General features: G+C 65.6%; 25 protein-coding genes. 17 read left to right on the top strand and 8 right to left on the bottom strand.

Features of this window, described 5'->3' with window-relative positions:
- Window positions 1–27: 27 nt before the first annotated feature.
- Together E3T29_RS16420 and E3T29_RS16415 are read left to right on the top strand one after the other, a co-directional pair.
- On the top strand, window positions 28–837 hold the full coding sequence (locus E3T29_RS16420; protein ID WP_134346630.1) for a tryptophan-rich sensory protein: 810 nt from the start codon (window positions 28–30) through the stop codon (window positions 835–837).
- Entirely contained in the window at window positions 834–2,492 is a 1,659-nt protein-coding gene (locus E3T29_RS16415) for an MFS transporter (protein ID WP_134346629.1), read from the top strand. Before E3T29_RS16420 ends, E3T29_RS16415 begins: the two co-directional genes overlap by 4 nt.
- A gap of 160 nt (window positions 2,493–2,652) precedes the next feature.
- On the opposite strand, the gene E3T29_RS19785 is transcribed toward E3T29_RS16415, so the two are convergent.
- Complete coding sequence (locus tag E3T29_RS19785) at window positions 2,653–3,276, bottom strand: Pr6Pr family membrane protein (RefSeq protein ID WP_198417779.1); 624 nt, start codon at window positions 3,274–3,276, stop codon at window positions 2,653–2,655.
- Between the two features lie 210 nt (window positions 3,277–3,486).
- Between E3T29_RS19785 and E3T29_RS19780 the strand changes: the two genes are divergently transcribed.
- The 8 genes from E3T29_RS19780 to E3T29_RS16375 all read left to right on the top strand — a co-directional run bounded on the left by E3T29_RS19780 (window position 3,487) and on the right by E3T29_RS16375 (window position 11,295).
- Window positions 3,487–3,738: a hypothetical protein gene (locus E3T29_RS19780; protein ID WP_166792442.1), complete on the top strand. Its 252-nt coding sequence runs from the start codon at window positions 3,487–3,489 to the stop codon at window positions 3,736–3,738.
- Window positions 3,739–4,170: 432 nt separating this feature from the next.
- Entirely contained in the window at window positions 4,171–4,497 is a 327-nt protein-coding gene (locus E3T29_RS16405; RefSeq protein WP_134346931.1) for a type II toxin-antitoxin system RelE/ParE family toxin, read from the top strand.
- A 462-nt stretch (window positions 4,498–4,959) separates the two neighbouring features.
- Window positions 4,960–5,166, top strand: a complete 207-nt coding sequence (locus E3T29_RS20365; RefSeq protein ID WP_241987864.1) for a hypothetical protein — start codon at window positions 4,960–4,962, stop codon at window positions 5,164–5,166.
- A gap of 130 nt (window positions 5,167–5,296) precedes the next feature.
- On the top strand, window positions 5,297–6,478 hold the full coding sequence (locus E3T29_RS16395; RefSeq protein ID WP_134346628.1) for a MalY/PatB family protein: 1,182 nt from the start codon (window positions 5,297–5,299) through the stop codon (window positions 6,476–6,478).
- Window positions 6,479–6,534: 56 nt separating this feature from the next.
- On the top strand, window positions 6,535–7,902 hold the full coding sequence (locus E3T29_RS16390; protein WP_134346627.1) for an O-acetylhomoserine aminocarboxypropyltransferase/cysteine synthase family protein: 1,368 nt from the start codon (window positions 6,535–6,537) through the stop codon (window positions 7,900–7,902).
- A 20-nt stretch (window positions 7,903–7,922) separates the two neighbouring features.
- Window positions 7,923–8,519: a hypothetical protein gene (locus E3T29_RS16385; protein WP_241987863.1), complete on the top strand. Its 597-nt coding sequence runs from the start codon at window positions 7,923–7,925 to the stop codon at window positions 8,517–8,519.
- Entirely contained in the window at window positions 8,519–10,471 is a 1,953-nt protein-coding gene (locus tag E3T29_RS16380; RefSeq protein ID WP_134346626.1) for an ATP-binding cassette domain-containing protein, read from the top strand. The genes E3T29_RS16385 and E3T29_RS16380 overlap by 1 nt, the downstream gene beginning before the upstream one ends.
- Window positions 10,468–11,295 (top strand): ECF transporter S component, encoded by an 828-nt coding sequence (locus E3T29_RS16375; RefSeq protein WP_134346625.1) that lies wholly within the window; start codon window positions 10,468–10,470, stop codon window positions 11,293–11,295. The genes E3T29_RS16380 and E3T29_RS16375 overlap by 4 nt, the downstream gene beginning before the upstream one ends.
- Before the next feature lie 438 nt (window positions 11,296–11,733).
- Here E3T29_RS16375 and E3T29_RS20515 read toward each other — a convergent pair whose 3' ends face one another.
- Window positions 11,734–11,865: a hypothetical protein gene (locus E3T29_RS20515; protein WP_255575368.1), complete on the bottom strand. Its 132-nt coding sequence runs from the start codon at window positions 11,863–11,865 to the stop codon at window positions 11,734–11,736.
- A gap of 75 nt (window positions 11,866–11,940) precedes the next feature.
- Here E3T29_RS20515 and E3T29_RS16370 point away from each other — a divergent pair, with 75 nt between their 5' ends.
- Window positions 11,941–12,798 (top strand): prolyl oligopeptidase family serine peptidase, encoded by an 858-nt coding sequence (locus E3T29_RS16370; protein ID WP_134346624.1) that lies wholly within the window; start codon window positions 11,941–11,943, stop codon window positions 12,796–12,798.
- Between the two features lie 358 nt (window positions 12,799–13,156).
- A complete protein-coding gene (locus E3T29_RS16360) occupies window positions 13,157–13,492 on the top strand; it encodes a ribbon-helix-helix protein, CopG family (protein ID WP_134346623.1) in 336 nt (111 codons plus the stop codon).
- An 18-nt stretch (window positions 13,493–13,510) separates the two neighbouring features.
- Here the strand turns inward: E3T29_RS16360 and metH are convergent, their stop codons facing one another.
- Window positions 13,511–17,140, bottom strand: a complete 3,630-nt coding sequence (metH, locus tag E3T29_RS16355) for a methionine synthase (RefSeq protein ID WP_134346622.1) — start codon at window positions 17,138–17,140, stop codon at window positions 13,511–13,513.
- 53 nt (window positions 17,141–17,193) lie between these two features.
- Window positions 17,194–17,868, bottom strand: a complete 675-nt coding sequence (locus E3T29_RS16350) for a hypothetical protein (RefSeq protein WP_134346621.1) — start codon at window positions 17,866–17,868, stop codon at window positions 17,194–17,196.
- A gap of 126 nt (window positions 17,869–17,994) precedes the next feature.
- Here E3T29_RS16350 and E3T29_RS16345 point away from each other — a divergent pair, with 126 nt between their 5' ends.
- The 3 genes from E3T29_RS16345 to E3T29_RS16335 are packed head-to-tail and all read left to right on the top strand — an operon-like array spanning window position 17,995 to window position 19,945.
- Window positions 17,995–18,489, top strand: a complete 495-nt coding sequence (locus E3T29_RS16345) for a hypothetical protein (RefSeq protein ID WP_134346620.1) — start codon at window positions 17,995–17,997, stop codon at window positions 18,487–18,489.
- Window positions 18,489–19,505, top strand: a complete 1,017-nt coding sequence (locus E3T29_RS16340; protein ID WP_134346619.1) for a DUF6545 domain-containing protein — start codon at window positions 18,489–18,491, stop codon at window positions 19,503–19,505. Before E3T29_RS16345 ends, E3T29_RS16340 begins: the two co-directional genes overlap by 1 nt.
- A 23-nt stretch (window positions 19,506–19,528) precedes the next feature.
- A complete protein-coding gene (locus E3T29_RS16335) occupies window positions 19,529–19,945 on the top strand; it encodes a hypothetical protein (RefSeq protein WP_233197494.1) in 417 nt (138 codons plus the stop codon).
- Between the two features lie 43 nt (window positions 19,946–19,988).
- Here the strand turns inward: E3T29_RS16335 and E3T29_RS16330 are convergent, their stop codons facing one another.
- A complete protein-coding gene (locus E3T29_RS16330; protein ID WP_092339607.1) occupies window positions 19,989–20,315 on the bottom strand; it encodes an antibiotic biosynthesis monooxygenase in 327 nt (108 codons plus the stop codon).
- A 145-nt stretch (window positions 20,316–20,460) separates the two neighbouring features.
- Between E3T29_RS16330 and E3T29_RS16325 the strand changes: the two genes are divergently transcribed.
- Window positions 20,461–21,123, top strand: a complete 663-nt coding sequence (locus E3T29_RS16325; RefSeq protein WP_134346617.1) for a histidine phosphatase family protein — start codon at window positions 20,461–20,463, stop codon at window positions 21,121–21,123.
- Here E3T29_RS16325 and E3T29_RS16320 read toward each other — a convergent pair.
- The 3 genes from E3T29_RS16320 to E3T29_RS16310 form a co-directional block, all read right to left on the bottom strand.
- Entirely contained in the window at window positions 21,080–21,451 is a 372-nt protein-coding gene (locus E3T29_RS16320) for an MmcQ/YjbR family DNA-binding protein (protein WP_134346616.1), read from the bottom strand. The genes E3T29_RS16325 and E3T29_RS16320 overlap by 44 nt on opposite strands.
- Window positions 21,452–21,460: 9 nt before the next feature.
- Window positions 21,461–22,459: an LLM class flavin-dependent oxidoreductase gene (locus E3T29_RS16315; protein ID WP_134346615.1), complete on the bottom strand. Its 999-nt coding sequence runs from the start codon at window positions 22,457–22,459 to the stop codon at window positions 21,461–21,463.
- Window positions 22,460–22,522: 63 nt separating this feature from the next.
- Window positions 22,523–22,993: an isoprenylcysteine carboxylmethyltransferase family protein gene (locus E3T29_RS16310; RefSeq protein ID WP_134346614.1), complete on the bottom strand. Its 471-nt coding sequence runs from the start codon at window positions 22,991–22,993 to the stop codon at window positions 22,523–22,525.
- Window positions 22,994–23,286: 293 nt separating this feature from the next.
- Between E3T29_RS16310 and E3T29_RS16305 the strand changes: the two genes are divergently transcribed.
- The gene (locus E3T29_RS16305) at window positions 23,287–23,481 is read left to right on the top strand and encodes a hypothetical protein (protein WP_134346613.1); all 195 of its coding nucleotides are present in this window, start codon (window positions 23,287–23,289) and stop codon (window positions 23,479–23,481) included.
- Window positions 23,482–24,064: the final 583 nt, after the last annotated feature.

The following is a 24,064-nucleotide window of genomic DNA, read 5'->3' as shown; positions in this document are numbered from 1 at the left end:
CAGCTAGCTGATTAGTAGGAGACTGAGATGAAACTGAGCAACGATCGTCTGCGCCAGACCGTGGTGCTGGTCAGTGCGATCCTGGCCATCGTGGGATCGTTCATCGGTTCGGGCGCCGCCGGCGGAACCCCGATCCAGAACGCGTCGGGCGGGGCTCTGGCCGCCGACGCGACCCCAATCGCCCCCGACGGCCCGGCATTCGGCATCTGGACGCCGATCTACCTCGGCCTGATCGCCTACGCCATCTGGCAGTTCCTGCCGGCGCAGACAACGGATGCCCGGCAGCGCACCCTCGGCTACCTGGTCGCCGCGTCGCTGGTCCTGAACGCGGCCTGGATCCTCAGTATCCAGTTCGACCTGCTCGCACTCAGCGTCCCCGTGATCGCGCTGCTTCTGGCCGTGCTTATCCGGGCGTTCCAGCTCACCGTCGCCTCGCGGCCGAAGAACCTGGTCGAGACGATCGTCGCCGACGGCACGATCGGCCTGTACCTGGGCTGGGTCAGCATCGCCACCGTGGCGAACGTGACGGCCGTGCTCGTCGCCGCCGGCTTCGGCGGTTTCGGCATCAGTGCGGACGTCTGGGGGGTCGCCGTGATCGCGTTGGCCGGCCTGGTCGGCGTGCTGATCGCCCTCTCCGGGCATGGCCGGCTCGCGCCCTCCGCATCCCTCTGCTGGGGACTCGCCTGGATCGCCGTCGCCCGCCTCACGGGCACTCTTCTTTCCACCCCGGCCGCGATCGCGGCCCTCGTCGCGGTGGTCGTCATTCTCACGGTCACCGTCACCATTCGCATCCGAAGCTCCTCTTCCACGTCAACGCGAGGGCTGGTACCCGCATGACCAGCACCGCCCCCACCGCACCCTCGGCCCGCCGTCGCTGGGCCGGCCTCGTTTTCATCAGCGTCGCGGTCGCCCTGATCATCGTCGACTCCACGATCATCAACGTTGCCATTCCCTCGATCGTGGAAGACCTGGGCATCACGTCGACCCAGGTGCAGTGGGTGCAGGAGAGCTACACGCTCGTCTTCGCCGCGCTCCTGCTTGTGTTCGGCACGCTCGCTGACCGCTTCGGGCGCCGCCGCATCCTGGTGCTCGGCGTGATCGTCTTCGCCACGGCATCCGTCTTCGCCGCGTTCTCCCAGTCGGGTGACCTGCTGATCCTGTCCCGGCTGATCCAAGGCGTCGGCGGCGCGATGGTGCTGCCGACCACCCTGTCGATCATCAACGCCACCTTTCGTGGCCGGGACCGCGGCATCGCGTTCGCGATCTGGGGCTCGACCATCGGTGGCATGGTGGCCGTCGGCCCGCTGCTCGGCGGCTGGCTCACCACCTACTTCTCCTGGCGCTGGGCGTTCGGCATCAACGTGCCCCTCGGCATCGTCATCATCATCGGCGTGCTGGTCTTCGTGGTCGAATCCCGGGATGCCGGGGAGCCCCGCCGCGTCGACGTGGTCGGTGCCATCCTCTCGGTCATCACGAGCGCCACGCTCGTGTTCGGACTGATCGAGGGCTGGACCTACGGCTGGTGGCTGACCAACAAGCCCCTCACCGTGAACGACTGGACCTGGCCCTACGAGATCTCGATCATCCCGTTCGTCTTCCTGATCACGATTGTCTCCGGGGTGGCGTTCGTGTCCTGGGGGCTCTACCGGCAGCGGATCGGCCAGACCACCCTGCTCGCCTTCTCCCTGTTCCGGATCGCCTCGTTCCGCAACGGCAACATCGCCGCCATGATCGTGTCGCTCGGCGAATTCGGAATCATCCTGTCGCTGCCGCTCTGGCTGCAAAACGTGCTCGGCTATGACGCACTGCAGACCGGTTTCGTGCTGCTCGCCCTCGCGCTGGGCTCGTTCGTGGCCAGCGGGCTGTCGGGCGCGTTCGGAAACAAGACCTCGCCGGAAACGATCGTGCGCATGGGCATCGTCGCGGAGATCATCGGCGTCACCGGACTCGGCATCGTCATCACGGCGGATGCCACCTGGCTGGTCGTCGTGCCGTTCCTGTTCGTCTACGGGATCGGTGTGGGCCTGGCCACCGCGCAGCTGACCGGCGTGGTGCTCAAGGACGTCCCTGTGGCCCAGAGTGGCCAGGGATCCGGCACCTCCAGCACCGCCCGGCAGATCGGGTCCGCGCTCGGAATCGCGGTGCTCGGCACTGTGCTGTTCACCGCGGTCGGCGCATCGCTCGACGCGAAGTTGTCTACCGTGCCGGGCCTGCCGACCCAAACCCAGACACAAATCGTCGACGCGGTCGTGAACAGTGCAGGCTCCGCGATCCCGGCTCTCGAGGCGCAGAGCCCAGCTGTGGCGGATGCCGCGCGGGAGGCCTTCAGCGACGGCACCCGGTACTCGGCCTTCGCCGCGGCCGGGTTCCTCGTGCTCGGCTTCCTGGCGACGCTGCGACTCTCCGGAACGGCGCCGCACCACACGCAACGCGAAGAGAAAGCTGCCGGCGAGAGCGTCACCGCGGCCCAGACGTCGGGAGAGCCGATCTAAGGCGTACCTCCTAAGGCCTGGTGAGGGTTTAAGCAGAATTTGCACCTGCCTCGTATTGCCGTGTTGTCTGACTCTGAATGGTCCCGGATGGACTCGGGGTGGAGGGGCACGTAACCCGGCAAAGGAAGTGCGGACGAGTGTATATCGTCTTTCTGGGCTGTCATCTTTGAATGACAGGATGCAGCCCAATTTCCGAGAGACGGGTTTCGGGCGCATCAACAGGTGTTAAGTTGCGCACGAGATGCAATCGACTGATGAGCCAGATAATCGAAGCAAAGACGACCGTTGCGACAGCAATGGCCAGAGCGTAGAGCCCGACGACGCCGTAGCCCTGTGCCGGATCTAGGAATGGGTAGGGTACCCATCCGTCGGTCGCCCCACGGATAGTGACGACGATGATCCACACGATTGGGTAGACAAGCGCGACCCATATCTTGTTCAGCGGCAGGGCACTGCGGTCGCTGAAGATCACCCAATCAAGCGCGGCATAGAGGGGCAGGACTATGTGTAACACGGAGTTAGCCCACGCGAGGGACACGCCACCTTCAAGTCCGGCCAACAACACGTTGTACACGACGCCAGTGATGACAATGTAAGTTGTTGCACATCCTCGCGCCAACATCAACGACCGCGACTGGCGTCGTCCGGAGAGGGACACGACCGCGGCCACCAGCAGCACAACAACCAGAATAATGTTGCTTTGCATGGTGAAAAACCCGAAGAAGTTGAACGGGTTAATCGTCGCCCGCGTGGCCGTGTCAAAAAATGTCGACAGAATCGCCACAGTTCCCAGTATCGCGACAGATAGTCGGACTGCAGCTACTAAATATTTCACGGTCCGCCTTTGATTAGTGGTGCCAGTCTCGGGTACTGCGGCACCCGCACAAATTTTATGGGCCCAACCTGTTTTTATGTGGAAGATTCCACGCCATGGAATCTGACACCCCCGATGCCGGGAAAACGGCCGGCGTTTGCTCCCACTTAGGGCAGGGAAATGCTGTCCTACCTCCCGGGAATCGTCGGCAACTACCCATTGCCAGGCTGGATGTGGTCGCCGACGATCCTGCACGAGGCTGGATCTTTGCTCCGACGGATTCATGACGCCGACGTGCCACTCGCGCACCTGGCCGCCACGTGGCAGCTGCCGGCGCACGAGCCAATTGAGGTGGTGTGCCTGAACGACGTCGCCCTATACCATATGGTCGTCCAAGACGGGCACCTCACGGGTCTATCGATGTCGACATGACTTCCCCTGGGCCTCGGATTTGGGATCCTGCGTACCTCGCTTATCGGCTCGTACCGCTCGGCGAATACGCAGACCATGACGTTCCGGGAGAGGATGCTCGCCCCGGTCGGCTCGATGCCCTAATTCGTTCCTACGGCTATGACTTCGACCGTGACCGTGACGCCCTGCTCGCGCAGGACGCCACACGTCAACTCGACTCCATGGCCGTTCGCCTTCATCTGGACGATGAAAGCGACTATGGACGGTTGCGAGGGTCGAGCTCCCTCGCTAAGAAAGACGCCGCTGCTTTGAGGATGTCGTTCGTCTCGCGCAGGTCACGGTTTTCGCGCTTGAGGCGTTTGATTTCCTTGAGCTCCTCGCTCGTGGGCCCGGTGCGTTCGCCGGCGTCGGCCTGTGCCTGGGGTGACCCACTTTCACAGCGTCTCGGCGTCGATGTTGAGCTTGCGGCTAGGTCGCGGCACCCGGCCCACATTGACGGGTAATCCTTCAAACGATCAAGAGTCATACGGACCGCTCGTTCGCGAACCTCTGTTGGGTGTTTCTTGGGCATATCCGAATCCTTTCACCAGAAAGAAAGCGGCACTTCGAGCAATCGCGACACTCGATAATCCCCGGGATCGAGGCCAAGCCCTCACCGGAATTCTCTCAGGCCTGTGGCGGTATCGCGTCGGAGACTATCGCGTAGTGTGCGACCTCCAAGACGCACACCTGATCGTTTTGGTGATCGATATTGATCACCGCAACAGTATCTATGAATGACCGAAGATCGCTGGCTTGCGGGCGCTCTCGGGTGCGTCGCGCCGCCCGCCATGGCAGTATTTCGGGAGCCTGAAGGCGTCCGTCAGGGGGTGATAACGCCCGTGACCGGGGCTGATACCCGGCTCCGCGTTCGCGCGCTGCCAAGCCGCTTCGCTCGATAATCAGGTGCTGAATGACCTTGAAGACGCGCGCGGTATCGGATTTACTGGTCGGCACACGGACCGCACGGAACAGACGACGACCTCGCGCGCTGCGGATGAATTCCCGAGTCAAATCCCGGAGGTGGACGTGATGACTTCGCACGTGGTCAAACCGCTGACTCCCGAGACCTTTTCGGCGTGACTGGCGCTCGCGTAGAAGCACAACGGGGTCTGGGGCGGGTGCTACTGCTCGTATTTCCACGGCGACACGGAGTGCACCGTCAACAGCGAGTCCGACGGGCCGATGTTCAAGCAGAGACTCGTGGCGGAGGCCTCGCCCAGGCCGCTCGTCTTCGACGGCGACGCGGCGATCGCGTGGTGCGAGTTTGGCAGCCCAGTTGAACTGCCGCGCATCTACCACCGCAAGGGCACAAGGGCCATGTTCGAGAAAGCGGGATTCACGTTCGAGCGTCACATCGGCAAGAGCAAGACCGTGATGCGCAAGACGATCCCGCCGGCCCGCGGCTAACGTCGGGTGCGCGAACTCATGTAAACAACACCCGTGACCGCTGCGACCGGCCAGCCGGCGACATCCGCTCATGTGTCGAATGTTTACGTGCCTGTTCGCTTATTCGCGCTCGCGGCCACAAGCTGTGGTCATGTCAGTCATCAAGGTCGCACCGCTGGAGCATATCCGGCGCGAGCGCAGCAGCATCAAGTGGACTCGGTTTCCCGCCGACGTACTTCCCTTGTTTGTTGCCGAGATGGATTACCCCCTGGCGCCGGAGATCATCGCGACCCTGGTCGAGCGGGTGCAGGCGTCGGATACCGGCTACCTGGACGGCCCCGGCCCGCTCGCCCCTGCCTTCGCCACGTTCGCCCGTGACCGGTGGGGCTGGGTCGTCGACCCGAGCCACGTGCACCTCGCTACCGATGTGAGCGTCGGCATCGTCGAAGCGCTGCGCCTGGCCGTACCACCCGGTGGGCGGGTGGCGATCACGCCGCCGGTCTATCCGCCGTTCTACGAACTCGTCGAAGAGGCCCTGGCAACCGTCATCGAGACCCCGCTGATCGAGCACGGTGACACCTGGCTGTTCGACTTCGCCGCCCTGGAGCGCAGTTTCGCGTTCGGCATCGATGCCTTCCTGCTCTGCAACCCGCACAACCCACACGGGATCGTCTGGGCCCCGGGCACCCTCGAAGAACTCGCCCGACTCGCGGCCCACTACGACGTCTTCGTGATCTCCGATGAGATCCACGCGCCGCTCACCTACCCCGGCGCTACCTTCACTCCGTTCGCGCCGGTCGCCCTCGCCGCCGGCGCCCGCGCGGTCACCGTGACCAGCGCGAGCAAAGGCTGGAACATCGCCGGGCTCAAGTGCGCCATCGTGGTCGCGGCCGATGACGCGACCAACGAGCTGCTCGGCCGCCTGCCCGAAGAGGTCGCCTGTCGCACCAGCATCCTCGGCCTGCACGCGAACATCGCCGCGTTCGGTTGTACCGACTGGCTCGACAATGCCATCGATCAAATTGTCGCCAACGATCTGCTGCTGTCTGAACTGCTCCGCGAACACCTGCCCGCCGTGATCTATCACCGGCCGCGCGCCAGCTATCTTGCCTGGATGGATCTTCGCCATGTCGGTCTCGGCGACAACCCGTACCAGCGCATTCTCGACGATGCCCGCGTCGCTCTCAATAGCGGTGAGTCCTTCGGGCTCGGCGGCCAGGGCTTCGCGCGGCTCAACCTGGCTTGCTCGCCCGACACCCTGCGCGAGGCCGTCGCCCGCATCGCGGCACTCGTCGCGCGGGTGGCCGCCGCCCCCACGGTCACGGCCGCCTGATGGCGCCGACAACGGATGCCCCGCTCCAGTTCCACACCGACGCAACAGGAAGTTCCATGGCCACGCCAGCACCAGCATCCGCTTCGCTACTGAACTCCGACGCCACCGAGGTCGTGGACCCGATCACCGACTGGGATGGCTTCAGCTTCGACACCCGCCAGGTGCACGTCGGCGAATACGCCGACGCGAACCGTGGTGCCCGCATTCCGCCGCTCACCCTGAGCGCCGGGTACGTCTTCGACAGCTTCGACGACGGGGCCGCCCGGTTCAACGGAGGCTCGCGAGAGCCTATCTACTCTCGGCAGGGCAACCCCACCAACGCGGTGGCTGAGCAGCGGCTCGCGTCGCTCGAGGGCGGCACCGCCTGCGTGGCCGTGTCGAGCGGGCAGGCCGCGATCAGTTCGGCCCTGTTCGCACTGGCCGAAGCGGGCGAGCATATCGTCTCGACCGCGAGCATCTACGGCGGCACCCGCATTCTGCTCGGCCGCAGCTTTCGGCGCATGGGCATCGAGGTCGACTACGTCTGGGACACCGATTCCGACGCCGCCTGGGACGCCGTGATTCGCCCGGAAACCAAGGCCATCTTCACCGAGACCATCCCGAACCCGCGCAACGACGTCGTCGACATCGCTCGCATCGCCGCCGTCGCCCGCCGCCACGGCATTCCGCTCGTCGTCGACAACACCGTGGCCACGCCGTACCTGATTCGTCCGTTCGAGCACGGCGCCAACATCGTCGTGCACTCGACCACTAAGTTTCTCAGCGGCCACGGCGCCGGGGTGTCGGGCGCGATCGTCGACGGCGGCACCTTCGACTGGGCGGCGAGCTCGCGTCGCTACCCGCTGCTGACCGACTCTCTGCGCCCCGGCCTGCCCTCCCTGCTCGACCGGTTCGGTCCGGCCGCCTTCGCCCAGTATGTGCGCGAGGCCGTCGTGAACGATGTCGGGCCGTCACTCTCACCGTTCAACGGATTTCTGCTGCACCAGGGCATCGAAACCCTGTCGCTGCGCATGGAACGCCACGTCGACAACTCCATCGCCATCGCGCACTGGCTTGAGGAACAGCCCGAGGTGGAGGTCGTCGACTACGCCGGCCTGTCGAGCAGCCCGCTGCACGAAATCGCGCAGAAGTATTACAACGGCCGCACCGGGTCTGTCTTCGCCGTCACCGTCAAGGGCGGCATCGAGGGTGCCCGAGCCTTCACCAACGGCCTGCGCGTGTTCAGCCGCATGACCGGAATCGGTGACACCCGCTCGATGGTGCTGCACCCGCTCACCACCACCCACGCGTCGTTTGCCCCCGACCTCAATGCCCGCCTCGGCATCACCGCCGGAATGCTGCGCCTGTCGGTCGGCATCGAATCGCTCGAAGACCTTCTGCTCGACCTCCGCGGCGGGCTCGACCGAGTCGCCGGCATCCTCTAAACGCTAGGTATTCTGAAGTAATGATCCTCACCGCACCGCCTGTCACCGCGCCCACGCGCACCGCGCCCACTCGCACCTTTGCCGCGCTGGGCGCGCTCGTTCTGCTCGCCGCCCTGAGCGGATGCGCCACCACCGATTCCGGCGCCGGCTCGGGCTCGGGCGCATCCGCTGCCGCCACCGCCACCGCACCGGCCGAAGCGGATGCCTCTGCCGCCGACTGCGCCGGGGTCAACGTCGTCGTCGATTTCGGCACGCTCGACGCCGACACGGTCACGGACTGTGTCGACGCGACAGCTGCTATCGCCGCCAGCGCGGCACTCACGACGACCGGCATCACTACCGAGGGCAGTGTGGAATACGGCGACGCCATCGTCTGCCGCGTCAATGACCGCCCGGCCGCCGACGAAACCGTCGTGGTCGATGGGCAGGAGTCGTTCACCGAGACCTGCGCGTCGATGCCGCCCGCCTACGCCTACTGGGCTCTCTGGGTGAAAGCCACCCCCGACGCCGACTGGGACTACGCCATGGAGGGTCTCGGCACGCTCGAGGTCGAGCCCGGCCAGTCCCTCGGCCTCGTGTACACCACCGGCACCGAGACGCCCACGCCCGGCAGCTAGTGTTTCGCCTGCGCCTCGCCCCGCTCCGCGCGGCAGTCGTGCTCGCTGTCGGCTTCATGCTGCTGCGAGTCGTCTACCGGGTGGTGTTCGGCGGCGCCGGCGTTGGCCTCGACCCGGTGCTTCTGGATCTTCCGCGGCTGCGGCTCGACGGACCGTTCAGCCACATGACGCTGTTCGGCCCGATCACCCTGCTCGGACTCGGTAACGCCGCGCTCAGCGCGCTGCCGGTCGCGGCCGTCATCGTGTTCTTCGGCCTGCTCAACGCCGTCATCAACGTGCAGTCCCTGTTCGCGCGCGGTGCGGGCCGAGGGCCGCTGCGCGCTATTTCGCGCTCCCTCGTGATCGCTTGGGCCACCTTTCCAGCGCTCCTGGAGTCGGTACGGCGGGTTCGGGTGGCCCGTGCCCTGCGCGGTGAACGGTCGATCGCGTCGCTGCTCGTGCCCGTGTTCGAGCAGACCATCGAGCGGGCCCTCGCACTGGCCGCGTCGATGGAGACGCGCGGTTTCGCGGCGACCCGCGCTGTCCCCGGGGTGTGTGAGGCACCGGTGGTGCTCACCGGTGCCGGTTTGAGTTTCGGAGCCGGCTGGCACCTCGACGACCTCAACGTGACCCTGGAACCCGGCACCCTGACCGTGATCGTCGGCGCGACCGGGTCCGGCAAAACCAGCCTGCTTCACAGCCTCAGCGGGCTGTTCCAGCATTTCTACGACGGAGTCCAGACCGGGCGCATCGACATTGCCGGAGCCGACCGCGCCTCGACTCCCCCACGCGACACCGCCGGATTCGTCGGACTCGTCGCCCAGAATGTGCGGCTCGGGTTCGCGGCCGAAACGGTGCACGACGAGATCGGGTTCACCCTCGCGGTGCGAGGCGTGGCCCCGCCCATCGTGCACGCCCGCGTGCTCGAGGTCGCCGCCCGGCTGAAAATCGAGCACCTCATATCTCGCCCGATCGAGCAGCTCTCGGCCGGAGAGGCCAGCCTCGTCGCCATTGCCGCCGCCCTGGTGAACCACCCCATCTTGCTGCTCGTCGATGAGCCGCTCGCCGACCTCGACCAGTCCGCGCGCGCACGCGTCTGCACGGTACTCGGCCAGCTCGCCCACGAGGCTGGTGTGTGCGTCGTTCTCGCCGAACACAACACCCACGAATTCGCCGGTACAGCGGATGCCTGGCTGCAGATTCGAGGCAGCCGCCTGCACGAGGTCTCCCCCGCCGAGTTCCAGTTCGCGGACGTCCTCGAGATTCCTGCACTGAAGCCGATCGCGACCCTACCTGCAGTGCCGTTGGCGAGCATCCGTCGTCTCAGCGTTCGGCACGCCGCCGATCTGGCCGTCGACGACGTGTCGTTCGAGGTGCGAGCTGGCGAACTCATCGCGCTGCGCGGCAGCAACGGTGCCGGCAAGAGCAGCCTGCTGCGCGCGATCGCGCTGCCGACGGCTGCCGACACCGTGATTGTCGCCGGGCACGATGTCCAGACCCTCAAACGGCGCGGGCGGCGTCGGGCTGTGGCGCTCGTGCCCGAGAACTTCGACGACCTGTTGTTCGCGATCACGGTGGCAGAGGAATGCCGGCGGGCCGACCGTGGTCTTCAGCTCCCAAAGTTCGCAGGCACCGCGGCGCTGTTCGCCCACCTGCTCGGCTTCGACGCCACAACGGATGCCGCGCACTTGCTCGAGCGTCACCCGCGCGACCTCTCCGCCGGCGAACGACTCTGCCTCGTGATGGCCATTCAGCTCGCGGCCCGGCCGGCCCTACTGCTCGTCGACGAACCCACCCGCGGACTCGACCAGGCGGCGCGTGCCCTGGTCAGCGCGGCGCTCCTCACGGCCGCCGGTCACAGCGCCGCGGTCATCTTCGCCACCCACGACAATAACTTTGCGCGGGGTCTCGCCACGCGAACCCTACGCATGGCGGCGGGCCGGCTATCCGCCCCGATCGAGGTGCTCACGTGACGGTTATTGTCAGCGCGCGCCGCAACATCCGCTGGACGTCGTGGATTCTCGGTGGCGGCAGCACTCTCGCGGCAGCCGCTTTCGCCTGGCCGTTCTTCGTCGGGGCGGTGCCGGCCGACGCGCAAGTGGCGGTGCCGATCGTGGCGTTCGCGCTTATACCGGCGCTCATCGTGGCCCTCGCGCTCACCCTCGACCGGGAGATGTACACGGCGAAAACAGTGGCGCTGCTCGGTGTGCTCTCGGCAGTCGGTGCCGCGGTGCGCATCGCGGGTGCCGGTGTCGGCGGGGTCGAGGCGGTGTTCGTGCTGCTGATTCTGGCCGGACGGGTCTACGGCGCCCGGTTCGGTTTTCTGCTCGGACTGCTCACCATCGCGGTGTCCTCCCTGCTCTGGGGTGGTTTCGGGCCGTGGACTCCGTTCCAAATGTTTGCCTGCGGCTGGGTCGGAGCGGGTGCGGGGCTGCTGCCGCGCTGGCCGAAAACGACTCCGCCGACCGAACCCGCGCGGCGTGCAACCGCGCAGCGCTGGCGTGCAAGCCTCGAAATCGCCCTGCTGGCCGCCTACGGCGTGGTCGCCTCGTACCTCTTCGGGCTTCTGATGAACCTCTGGTTCTGGCCGTTCGCCGTGGGCAGCGGAACCGGAATTTCCTATGAGGCCGCCGCCGACCCCGGCCAGAACCTTGCCTCGTTCGCGCTCTACTCGCTCGTTACGTCGACCCTCACCTGGGACACCGTGCGCGCCATCACCACGGTCGTCGGCATCGCCCTCGTCGGCCCCGCCGTGCTGGCCGCCCTTCGTCGTGCCCGGCTGGGCCCGCGCCGCTGACCGCACCCGTTTTCACGCTTCGCGGGACTTGCGCAGCTGCGCGGGAGGCGCAACTCGCACGCACGAGCGCAGCTCCCGCGCGACGAGTTACGCTGGAGCTCCGGCCAGAACCTATCTCCCGCGTACTGGCGCAAGTCCCGCGTAACGTATGCCTTCGAGGCCACCCCGCCGTCGTAACTCCCGCGCACCGGCGCAGCTCCCGCGCGACGTACGGGACTCGCGCGGGAGTGGCCGCGCCGATCTCCCGCGTACTGGCGCAAGTCCCGCGCGCCGGCGCAGCTCCCGCGCAACGTATCGACCTGTCTTTGCGGGCGAGAGATTGGGCGGTGACTCGTGGCCAGCGCTGCCCCGGGGGACGTGCGGATTACCTCGAACGCCACACGAGGTGGCTCACGGGACGGGGCATGCCGGGAAGCCGAGCGAGAACCGCGCGGCGCGTTACTCGAGCTTGAACATGATGGCAATATCGGTGGGGCCTTCGCCGCCGACACCGAATTCCGAGCGGATGCGCGAGTGCCAGTACTCGGCCAGCGCCTCGGTCAGCTGCATGGTGAGTCCGTCGAGTTCCATGTAGTCCGGTCCGCGCCTCTAACGGGGCACACACAACAGTCGTGGCACAAGGGTCTCGGCTGGTCTAATGGGTGCATGTCATTCACCACGATCGAACTTGCTGACGAGACGCGACACCGCTGGTCGGTCGATTCCGGATCGCGACCTCTGGTCATACGCGTCTGGGCGCCATCCGTTGCCGGGCCTGCTCCAGCGATCCTGTTGTCACACGGCACCGGTGGCGCGGCCGAGGATATGACTTGGCTGGCGGAACCGCTCCGTGACGCTGGCTATCTTATTGCGGCCGTTGACCATCACGGCAACAGCTACAACGACGAGTACCTGGTCGAAGGATTCGCCTTTCTGTGGGAGCGGGCCCGAGACCTGACGCTCGTTCTCGACTACTTGATCAACACCTTTGAGGTCGATGAACGACGAATCGGTGCGGCAGGATTCTCGCTGGGTGGCTATTCGGTGGCTGCCCTGCTGGGTGCACGCCTGAGCCAACCAATTGTCGAAGCTGTCTTCAGTGGACTCGTGCCGGCACCGGATGTGCCGGAGTTTCCACACCTCATTGAGAAGCTGGGTGCCGCGTATACACCCGATGAGTTGGCAATAATCGTCTCCGACGGTGTCGGGTCATTTGCCGACGATCGCGTTCGGGCCGGTTTTCTGATGGCTCCAGCGGTCGGTCAACTGCTCACGCCTGAAAGTCTTCAAGAAATCACGTCACGGGTCGAGGTTCGCTGGGGTGACGCCGACGATAATTGCCTTCCCGAGGAAAACGCACTCGTCTACCTTGAGGCTCTGTCAAACGCTCGAGGACAGAGCGTGGGCGCTGACATTGGCCACTATGTCTTTCTCGGCGATCGACCAGATCCCAGGAATGTGCGTGGACGTGTTGCTGTCGATGCCGTGGATTTCTTCGACAGCGTCTTCACCGCAGCAAACTAGCACCACGTTTAATCACGCCACCGATTTATGTCCTACACAAAAGGGGCGTCGAGGCGTACTATCGACGTGTGGGGCTGACGTGGGCCACCTCAGCTGACAAGCACGGCGTTGCCCACGAAGACGCCATTTATGCCATGTTGAACGCCATCGACCACGTGTAGTCATTTGACGAACCTCGATTGCCCGGGCGGCGACGGCCTGATCTCGGTGTTGATTGAACACGTATTTGTCCAACACATGATCGACGTCGGTTGCTGGAAGTCATGGTGGAGGTGACCCCGCCATCCGACGTGTCGGTGTTTCATGTCATGGTTGCACGGCGCAAGATTCTGGACTTGGTCGAGGAATTGAGAAAGAAATGAACACGGACAGTGACCGCAGTTCGTGGGCCGAGCAGCTGCAGACTTTCGGGCCCGACGCGCGCCTACGCGAGGGCGACGCGGCCGCGGCCCACGGCCGGGCAGCTCTCGAGGCGGCGCTGGGCGGCGCTGAGGGCGTCGAGAAGGCCCTTCGCGGGCGCCCAAGTTTGGCGAGTGAACAGAAAGCTCGTGGGTACCAGTCGCCCAAACGAACCTTTCGCCTGACGGAAGAACTCGACCATCAGCTCGCGACCTTTGTCAAGGCGGCGCAGCGACCGCAAAGCGACGTCATGCGCGACGCCCTCTCGGAGTACTTCGAGCGCCACGCGGGGTGATTCGGGAGGAACGACCCGTTACACCGAGAAGTACTTCGCTTCCGGGTGGTGGAACACGAACGCGTCGGTCGACTGCTCCGGGTGCAGCTGCAGCTCCTCCGACAAAACCACACCCATGCGCTCGGGCTTCAACAGCTCGACCACCTTGCGGCGATCTTCCATCTCGGGGCAGGCCGGGTAACCGAGCGAGAAGCGGGCTCCGCGATACTCCAGCTTGAACATGCCGGCGATATCGGTCGGGTCTTCGCCGCCGACACCGAATTCCGAGCGGATGCGCGAGTGCCAGTACTCGGCCAGCGCTTCCGTCAGCTGCATGGTCAGCCCATTAAGTTCCATGTAGTCGCGGTACTGGTTCGCAGCGAACATCTTGGCCGTCACCGAGTCCACGTTCGAGCCGGCGGTGACCAGCTGGAAGGCCACGACATCCGTTTGGCCAGTGTCCCTGGAGCGCACGAAGTCGGCCAGGCACAGGTGCTTGTCACGGCGCTGCCGGGGGAAGTTGAACCGCAGACGATCAGAGCCGAGCAGGCCACCGGAACCGCCGTCGGGCGCGAGCAGGCCGGCCTGGCCCACCAGCCCGGTGGGGTCGTCGCCGTGGTGCAGCACGACCATGTCGTCACCCTCGGCGACGACCGGAAAGTAGCCGTAGGCCACGGAAGCGTCGAGCATGCCCTCGCTCAGGATGCGATCGAGCCAGTAGCGCAGGCGCGGCCGGCCGACGGTGTCGACCAGTTCCTGGTAGCTGGCACCGTCTTCGGCGCGGCTCGGTTTGAGCCCCCACTGGCCCATGAAGGTGGCGCGTTCATCGAGAAAGGCCGAGAAATCGGCGAGAGCGACGCCCTTGACGATGCGGGTACCCCAGAACGGCGGCACCGGAATGGGGTTGTCGGCAGCGACCTCGGAGCGGGCGGGCATCTCCTCCGGCTCGGTCAGGGTGAGCAGGCTCTTCTTGTGGATGCGCTTCTTGAGCGGCGGCAGCCCGACGGACAAGGGGTCGGCGCCTCGGGAGATGGCCACGAGCGGTTCCATCAGGGCGAGGCCCTCGAAGGCATCGCGGGCGTAGCGCACCTGTCCGGCGAAGACGCTGTCGAGATCGTCCTCCACGTAGGAGCGGGTGAGGGCGGCGCCGCCGAGCAAAATCGGCCACTTATCGGCGAGCCCGCGGGACTCGAGTTCGAGCAGGTTCTCCTTCATCACGACCGTGGATTTCACGAGCAGGCCGCTCATGCCGATGACGTCGGCGTTGTGCTCTTCGGCGACCCGGATGAACTCAGCGATCGGCTGTTTGATGCCGATGTTGATCACGTCGTAGCCGTTGTTGGTGAGGATGATGTCGACCAGGTTCTTGCCGATATCGTGCACGTCGCCGCGAACTGTGCCGAGCACGATCGTGCCCTTGCCGGCCGCTTCGGATTTCTCCATGTGCGGCTCCAGCAGCGCGACGGCAGCTTTCATGACCTCGGCCGACTGCAGCACGAACGGCAGCTGCATCTCGCCACTGCCGAAGCGGGCACCAACGACCTGCATGCCCACCAGCAGGTGCACGTTGACGATGTCGAGGGCGCTCAGGCCCCCGGCCCGGGCGAGGTCGAGGTCGGCTTCGAGGCCCTTGGCCTCGCCGTCGATGATGCGGCGCTCCAGCCGTTCGCCCACCGGCAGGGCCGCCAGTTCGGCGGCACGTTCGTCCTTCAATGCGGCGGAGTCGACGCCGGCGAACAGGTCGAGCAGGGCCACCAGAGGGTCATAGGTGAGGGTGCCTTCGGCGTCGTATTCGCGGCGGTCCCAGACCAGGTCGAGGGCCACCTTGCGGCGGTCATCGGGCACCGAGGCGAGCGGCACGATCTTGGCCGAGTTCACGATGGCGGAGTCGAGGCCGGCCGCGGTCGCCTCGTGCAGGAACACCGAGTTGAGCACCGAGCGAGCCGCCGGGTTGAGCCCGAACGACACGTTCGAGACGCCGAGGGTGGTGTGGATGCCGGGGTACTTCGCCTTGATCTGGCGGATCGCCTCGATGGTTTCGATGCCGTCGCGACGGGTTTCCTCCTGGCCGGTCGCGATCGGAAAGGTGAGGGCGTCGACGATGATGTCCTCGACCCGCATGCCCCACACGTTGACGAGCGTCTCGACCAGCCGGGTGGCGATGCGCACCTTGTGCTCGGCGGTGCGGGCCTGGCCCTCTTCGTCGATGGTGAGGGCGATCACGGCGGCGCCGTGCTCCTTCACGAGCGGCATGATGCGGCCGAACCGGGAGGTAGGCCCCTCGCCGTCTTCGAAGTTGACCGAGTTCACCACCGGACGGCCACCGATGAGCTCCATGCCGGCCTGCAGCACGGCCGGCTCGGTGGAGTCCACGACGAGCGGCAGGGTCGACGCGCTCGCGAGCCGGGAGACGACCTGCTTCATGTCGGCGACGCCGTCACGGCCGACGTAGTCGATGCAGACGTCGAGCAGGTGGGCGCCGTCCCGCACCTGGCTGCGGGCGATGTCGACGCAGTCGTCCCAGTTCTCCGCGAGCATCGCATCCCGAAAGGCTCGGGAGCCGTTGGCGTTGGTGCGCTCCCCGATGGCCAGAAAGGCACTGTCCTGGTCAAAACTGACGTGCTGGTACAGGCTGGCGACGCCGGCATCCGCTTCGAGCGTGCGCGGCTTTACCGTGACACCACGCAACCGTTCGACCACCTTGCGCATGTGTGCGGGAGTCGTGCCGCAGCATCCGCCGACCAGCCCCAGCCCGAACTCCTTCACGAACTGTTCGTGCGCCGTGGCGAGCTGGTCGGGGGTCAGCGGGTAGCTCGCGCCGGTCTTGGTGAGCTGGGGCAGACCGGCGTTCGGCATACAAATCACCGGTACGCGGGAGAACTTCGAGAGGTGGCGCAGGTGCTCGCTCATCTCGGTGGGCCCGGTGGCACAGTTCAGGCCGATCGCGTCGATGCCGAGCGGTTCGAGCGCGGTCAGCGCCGCGCCGATCTCGCTGCCCATCAGCATGGTTCCCGTGGTCTCCACCGTCACCTCGACGAAAATCGGCAAGCGGATGCCGGTCTCGCTTACGGCCTGCTTGCATCCGTTCACCGCGCTCTTGGTCTGCAGCAGGTCCTGCGAGGTCTCGATCAGGAAGGCGTCAGCGCCGCCGCGAATGAGGCCGAGCGCCTGCTCGGCGAAGGTGGCCTTGAGGTTTGAGTAGGTGGTGTGGCCGAGGCTGGGCAGCTTGGTTCCGGGGCCCATCGAGCCGAGCACCCAACGCACGCGGCCGTCGCGGGCTTCGAACTTCTCGGCACTGGTGCGGGCGATCTCGGCGCCGAGCCGGGCGAGTTCTTCGATGCGGTCTTCGATGCCGTAGTCGGAGAGGTTCGACCAGTTGGCGCCGAAGGTGTTGGTCTCGATGGCGTCGATGCCGGTTTCGAGGTAGACGTCGTGGATGGCCGCGATGATGTCGGGGCGGCTCACATTGAGGATCTCGTTGCAGCCCTCGAGCTGCTGGTAGTCGTCGAGGGTGGGGTTGTGCTCCTGCAGCATGGTGCCCATGGCGCCGTCGGCGATGACGACGCTCGACCTGACGGCGTTCAACAGGGCCTGCGATCGGGCTGGGCGCGCCTGGGCGACGGAAGTTTCGGTGTCAGTCGTTCGCTCGGGCTCTCGGTCGGTGTTCATTGGATCAGCCTAACGGCGGCCCCGAACGGTGCGCGGCCCCGAAGTAACGTTTCTTAGCGTGCGCGCCGCCGGGCGCGCCCACGAGTACGGTGCGCCCCGCCGGGTTCCCCGGTCACGATCCACCCGGTCTCGAATCGTGCTGCCGCACGCGGAGCTTGCACGGGGAGCATGCCCCGCCGGTTCTGTTCGAGGGTAGCTGCGTCGATGGCTTTGGCCTTGTTTCGATTGCACACCCATACCCGAATCGTGGGGAGGGTTTCTTCCGATTGGTCAGGAATAGAACAGACCTGCACCACCACGCTGTTTCCGGCATCAATGATTTTCAGTGCCGCACGCACCGTAGCCAGGTTAGCGACGGTCACGGCTCCGAGGGCGTCCCTGGTTAGTTCTGTGCTCGTTCGTGCGTTGTGCCAGCTGTCGAAGGTGAGGATGACGCGCGGGCTGACCCCCGCTGGAAGCAAGCCAAGCAACCATGACTGCACGAGACGGTCGGGTCGGGCTCCAGAGCGAGATCTTCGGGAACGTAGCCAGAGGTCGAACACGCTGGTTCCCCCATGACGGAACGGCTTGGCTTGGGAAATCTGCCGCTCGGCGCCCCCAATAAGAGGGCGCCGATCGCGCAAATTCCACGTGGAGCGCAGTGCCCGCTCGACCGTTGGCCGCCTATACCACGTGTTCAACACCGATATCAGAGCCCCCGCATTGCCGCCATTGTCGAGCGATGCCATTGCCGATCCTCCCCCACAGACCCACGTTAGACATGTCTATCGTAACCCATTGGAGGGCCGCGGCGCGCGCCGAGGCTGGCCGCACCCGGCGAAGGGTAGGATAATTGGGCAAACAGGGGGCATCCGATGAACTACGAGTCGCGACAGAAGCGGGCGCACACGATGGTGTCCGACCTTGGTTTGCCCCGGCCGCTCACGGCCGAATTGTTGCACCGGCACATGGAAACAGTGCGCGGAAAAAAAATCGTGGTGCAGAGGGCGACTCCGCGCATGCTCGAGGCCGGTCTCTGCGGATTGTGGATTGCCGTCGCCGGGGAAAATTTCGAGCGGATCCACCACGCACCGACCACCTCGGTGATGCATCGCCAACAGTTCATCAATCATGAATTCGGTCACATGATTCTCAATCAGGAACAAGAGCTGTTGTCGGCGGAGCGAGTGGCTCTGCTGGCGCCCCTGATTCCAATGGATGCCATCGTCTATGCCCTATCTCGCACCCGCTTCTCCGACGAGCAGGAGGCCCTGGCCGAGGCCATCGGCGATCAGCTCGCCCTCATCATGCTGCACGATGGGCCGCTGGCTGCCCACGGCACCCAAACCGGATTCGGACGAGTTCTCTGATGCAAACAGTTCTCTTCACCCTGTCAGCCGTCTTTTGGGTCGCCGCGGCGGTGTGCGTGCCGTCGGCCATTCGGGGACGCCGACGGCCACTCCTGTTGTTTCTCGCGGTCTTCGCTCTGACCATGACGCTTATGCCCCAGCCGGTGTACCGTCCGGTCGATGCGCTGCTCGGGAACGGCAATGTGACCTATTTCATCTTCCACGCCCTGACGATCGTTGCCATTGCCCTGCTCGACGTCATCGTGCAGGAAGCCATGTCGCCGCGCGGCCTCACCCGGGCGCGCAAGCGTGTGACCTCCCTGGTCACCAGCGGGATCATCGTCGCGCAGGCCATCTTGTTCTTCGGAAGCGATTGGCGGGTGACCGACGATATCGCCGCATCGTTCATTCCTCGCTGGGATTTCACCGCGTACGCGGCCACGACCTGGATCGCGATGGGAATCTTTGCGGTGTCCTTCGCTATAGCCTGCCTGGCTGACCTGCGGCGGCAACGCCGCCCGGTCACGCTGATCTCACTGAGCTTGGTGCTACTCGCCTGCCTGGGCGTTCTCACCTACGCGGTCATCAGCCTGACCAGTGCCGTGCTTGCCGTTTTTTACGCGGACTATCTCCTGGTCGGCTGGGCGCGTACTGCCTACACCCTGACCCTGCTGCTTTCCCCCATCAGTCTCGTCATCGGCCTCGGGTTGACTGCGGCCGTCGATGCGCTGGCCGCCGGCCGAGAGAACTACCGCGACCGCGTGCTGCTCTGGCGCATCACACCGCTGTGGTGGCGGCTTTTGAGCGACACTCCGCACCTCAGCATCGAGCGGCAGCTCTCACCGCGGCAGCTGCTCACGGTCAGTGGACCCGGCGCGCACCTGTATCGACGACACGTCGAGATTCGCGACAGCCTGCTGCTTCGCCCCGAGGAGGCCGTCACCCCGGCCGAGCTGGCCATTATCGAACTGGCCGAACAGCGAACCCAGGTGGGTCTGCCAGCGACCCCCGCCACCCTCGTCGGGCCGACACGATGAGCGCGCCGCAGAATTGGGGGGACGTGAGCCCGCAGTTGGAGCTGGCGCGCAAACTCAACCTGCTGCTCGATGTCGTCGTGGCCGAGGGCAATACCCCGTACACTTTCCGCCAAATCGAGGCGGGGCTGAAGGAACGCGGACTCACGCTCTCCCGAGCACGCTGGGCCTACATGATCACCGGCGACGGCCCCCTCGTCACCGATCCGGCGCTCCTAACCGGCATTGCCGAGTTCTTCCGCATCCCTCCGGAATACATGCTCGGCGCCGCCGGAGATCTGCCCGACCGGGTCGACGCCCAGCTCGAATTTGTCAAGAGCCTGCGCGTTGCCCGAGTCGTGAGCTTTGCGGCGCGGATGCTCGGCGACGTTTCCCCCGAAACCCTGCGGTCGATCACCAAACTGCTTCAGGAGGACGGCGCCGAGGCAGGCCCGCCCGCGTAGGGCGGCAGGACCGCCTTCGCGGGAAGCCGGCAGCCCGGATGCTTTAGCTGGCGGTCCCGCCGGCGATCGCATAGGACCACAGCTCACTGCTCACACCGACGGGGCGCGCTTTCGGCTCGCCCTCCTTCGGGGTTTCGCTGCGGTGGCCGTGGGCAAAGGACGGGGAGGTCAGCCAGGCCTGGAACGATTCCTCGTCGGCCCAGCGCGTGACAACGAGCCAGGTCAGGCGGTCGTCGGTCGGCTTGAGCAGCTCGAAACCCTCGAAGCCGGGGCGGTCGTCGACGGCTCCGGCGCGGGCCGCGAAGCGTTGGGCGAGTTCGTCGCCGCCGTCGCTCGGTACGGTGATGGCATTGATCTTGATGATCGTCATAAAACTGCTTCCTATTCGAACGCTCGAAGGTATTTCCTCCATGCTGCCACTCTCCGCTGCGAGACCGCGCCGTATCGCGCCGTGCCGCAGCCGTCGGCGCATCCGTCTCCCACCGCCCAGCAAGGTTCCCTATGCTGGAACAGACATGCGACTACTCCTGATCCGCCACGGCCAGACTCCCGGCAACGTTCTCGGACGCCTCGATACCGAGCGTCCGGGCCCGGGTTTGACCGATCTCGGCCTGCGCCAGGCCGCCGCGATACCCGATGCCCTGCGCTCAGATCCGATCGACGCCATTTTTGTGTCGACGCTGCTGCGCACGCATCTGACCGCGCATCCGCTCGCCGCCGATCGCGGCCTCGAGCTGCAGGTCGCGTCCGGACTACACGAGATCGAAGCCGGGTCGCTCGAGGGGCTGCGCGATCGGGCATCCGTTCGCACCTATCTGGAAACCGCGGTGGCCTGGGGCTCCGGCGACCTCGACAAGCGGATGCCGGGCGCTCACGACGGTCACGACTTCTTCCGTCGGTTCGACACCGATATCGCGCGGGCCGCTGCCGGTTCTGAGGTCGCTGCGGTGTTCAGCCACGGCGCCGCCATTCGCGTGTGGACCGCGGCCCGCGCGCAGAACGTGCCCACGACGTTCGCGGGCGAAAACGAGCTCGACAACACCGGTGTTGTCGAGCTGACCGGCTCGCCCGAAGAAGGCTGGACCCTGCTGTCCTGGGCCGGCCTGCCCGTGGGCGGCATGGCACTGGCCGACCTCAGCGCTGCCGATCCCCTGGGCGAGCCGCTGTCTGAGGTGTGAGGCGGGGCCGTACGAGCGCGTGACTGTCGCGCAGCAGCTGCTCCACGAGCTCGGCGGGCACGTGGTTGTCCAGCACGATCGTGATCCAGTGCTTCTTGTTGAGGTGGTATCCCGGGGTGATCCACTGCGGAAACTCTTCACGGAGCGCCCGGCTCTCCTCCGGATCAACTTTGAGCGAGACCGTGAACGGCTCGCCGCCGAGGGCGGAGAGTGCGAAGATCTTGCCGTTGCCGCTGGTCTTGAACACACTCGTCTCCTCGCCGAACGGAAAGGTCTCGATCGCCTGGGGCAGGCTCAGGCAGAGATCGACGAGCGTGTCCGGAGTCATGCTAGAAACCTACGCCGATACGAGATTCATGGCATCGGCGGTCAATTCGACCGAACGCAGGCGGCCCTCGATGAGCGGCGACTGGTGCGCGAGAATGAGCTCGTCAGCTCCGGTTCCCGCGGCGAATTCCTCGAGATAGGCGCGTACCTCGTCGGCGGTGCCGACCGCTGAATACCGCATCATGTTGGCGATATTGCGGCCCTCCGGCGTGGTCAGGAACAGGTCGATCTGGTCGTCGCTGTACTCAGGCGTCGCCGGCCCGCGGGAGAGCATGCCGCGCACCCTGGTGCGGCGGGTCGTCTCGAACTGGGCCACGGCATCCGCTTTATCGTCGGCCGCGATCACGTTGGCGGCAACGATGAGGTGCGGCGTGGCAAGCTGCTCCGACGGCGTGAAGTCGCGGCGGTAGAGCGCGATGGCCTCGTGCAGAGCATCGGGTGCGAAGTGCGAGGCGAACGCGTAGGGCAGGCCGAGGGCGGCGGCGAGGCCGGCGCCGAACAGCGAGGAGCCGAGAATGTAGAGCGGCACATTCGTGCCGGCACCGGGAACCGCCTGCACGCCGGGCACGATCGATTGGCCGCGCAGGTAGGCCTGCAGTTCCATGACGTCCTGCGGAAACTGGTCGGAGGCGCGCGGGTCGCGGCGCATCGCTCTGGCGGTATTCTGGTCGCTGCCGGGGGCCCGGCCGAGGCCGAGGTCGATGCGGTCAGGGTAGAGCTCGGCCAGCGTGCCGTACTGCTCGGCGATCACCAGCGGGGAGTGGTTGGGCAGCATGACGCCCCCGGATCCGAGCCGAATGGTGCTGGTCTGCCCGGCGACGTGGCCGATCAGGATGCTCGTCGCCGACGATCCGATGGTGGGCATGTTGTGGTGCTCGGCATACCAGACGCGCTCGTACCCGTGTTTTTCGGCCGTTTGCGCGAGCGCGACACTCGCCGCGAAGCTCTCCCGAGCGGTCTGCCCGGGGGCAATCGGAGCGAGATCAAGAATGGAGAGCGGAATAGTCATACTGGGGCCAACACTCGGGCGGCAAAATCGTTACCCGACACCCGAAACCAGCATGAAAGGGCATCAGCCGCGCCCGGCCAGCCGACCGATGCCCGGAAAGAATCGCCCGACCCGCGCGCCGTAGGAGAGGTAATCGGGGTGCTCGGCCACGAGCATCCGCTCTTCCCACCGCGTCTTCGCTGAAAGCAGGCCGACCAGGGCGAGCCACGCCACGACGTGCCGAGCGGATGCCCCCACCAGCACGAGTGCGACACCGCCGGTCATGAGTCCCGCGTAAATCGGGCTGCGCATGAGCCCATAGACACCTCCGGTGACCAGCGGGGCGTCCTCCCGCGGAATCGGACTCGCGGTCAACGCTGGCCCCAGGCCAACGACGCCGAGCACCGCGAGGGCGGCGCCGACCAGAGCGAACGTGATGGCGGCCACGATGATGCCGACGCCGGGCGACCACAGCGAGCCATGGGGCAGAAAGACCAGAGCCCCCAGCAGCAGAAATTGCACGGTGACCAGGCTCAGCGCGAGCGCACGTTTCATAATTCGAGGGTACGCCCGGGCGGCGAGCCGACCGATCGATCGATCGACGTTACCTCCACATCACCACCGTGTAACGAAATGAAACATTTTCGCTTTCTTGCAGACAATCCGCACCGCGGCGACTTACCCTCGAATGCAGAGACCAGCTCCGCCGACGCTGCCGGAGAGTGACATCGGGCCTCAGATCGGGTTGTGTACTGCACGATCGGTTCGAGGCAAGCGCTGTGATCCGGCACCTGCATTCGCCGGGACACCTCACCTCGGGGTGCCTCCGCTGAACTGGAACTTCAACCATGACTGACGACGAACTCCTCCTTGAAATCGACTACACCGGCTACGACAACTCGTGCCGCGACCCGCACATCACGCCGGCCGAGGACTTGGTCGAGTGCCGTCGCCGGCGCGGCCACGATGACAACATGCACGGCACCCGGGCCGGCGTGCGCGCTATCCGCTGGCAGGCAGGAGCCGCTCCCCTGGCCGCGTAGCTCACCGTGGTGCGCTCACCCCCCGGACGGCGCGGTGGCTGCCGCCTCGCTGCGACGGTCATTGTGTGCGTGGCTGTGTCGACGGCTCGCCCTGGGCAGACGCTGCGCCTGCGTCTCGCCGGGGGCGCCCGTGCCTGCGGTCGAGGCCTAGGCCCGGAACGAGAGCAAGATTTAAATGCTGCGCCCAGCGAAGATGGGTTCAGCATCACAGATCGCCGCGTGCATCGATCAAAAGGAGCCCTGACGTGTACGTTTCGTGAGAGGAATCCGCTGTTGAATTCGATATTGTCCCGTCGTAAAGGCAAACCTTCACGCGACTAGTTCACCCCGAACGGCTTGCAAACAAGCATTCTGGGGTACCGAGGCTAAAGCTATCCGCGTCGACCTTCCCAATTGCTTCCAGAAATGCTTCTGAGGTTCTATCGTTTTTGTGTTCGATTCGCGGTAGAATGGGTATCAAGGAGGCAATGGCGCCCATGTTCATGGAAAACCCGAGCGAGGCCAGCTCGAACCCCGTCGTTGCGGCGGTGGAGCAGGCTCGGGATGCGTTGTTGGCGGCGTTGGGCGGGGTGTCATTCGGGTT

Source organism: Cryobacterium sp. TMT1-66-1, assembly GCF_004403435.1.
GTDB classification, from domain to species: domain Bacteria; phylum Actinomycetota; class Actinomycetes; order Actinomycetales; family Microbacteriaceae; genus Cryobacterium; species Cryobacterium flavum.
The sequence above is the reverse complement of the archived record's forward strand: the minus strand, read 5'-3'. Positions and strand labels throughout refer to the sequence as shown.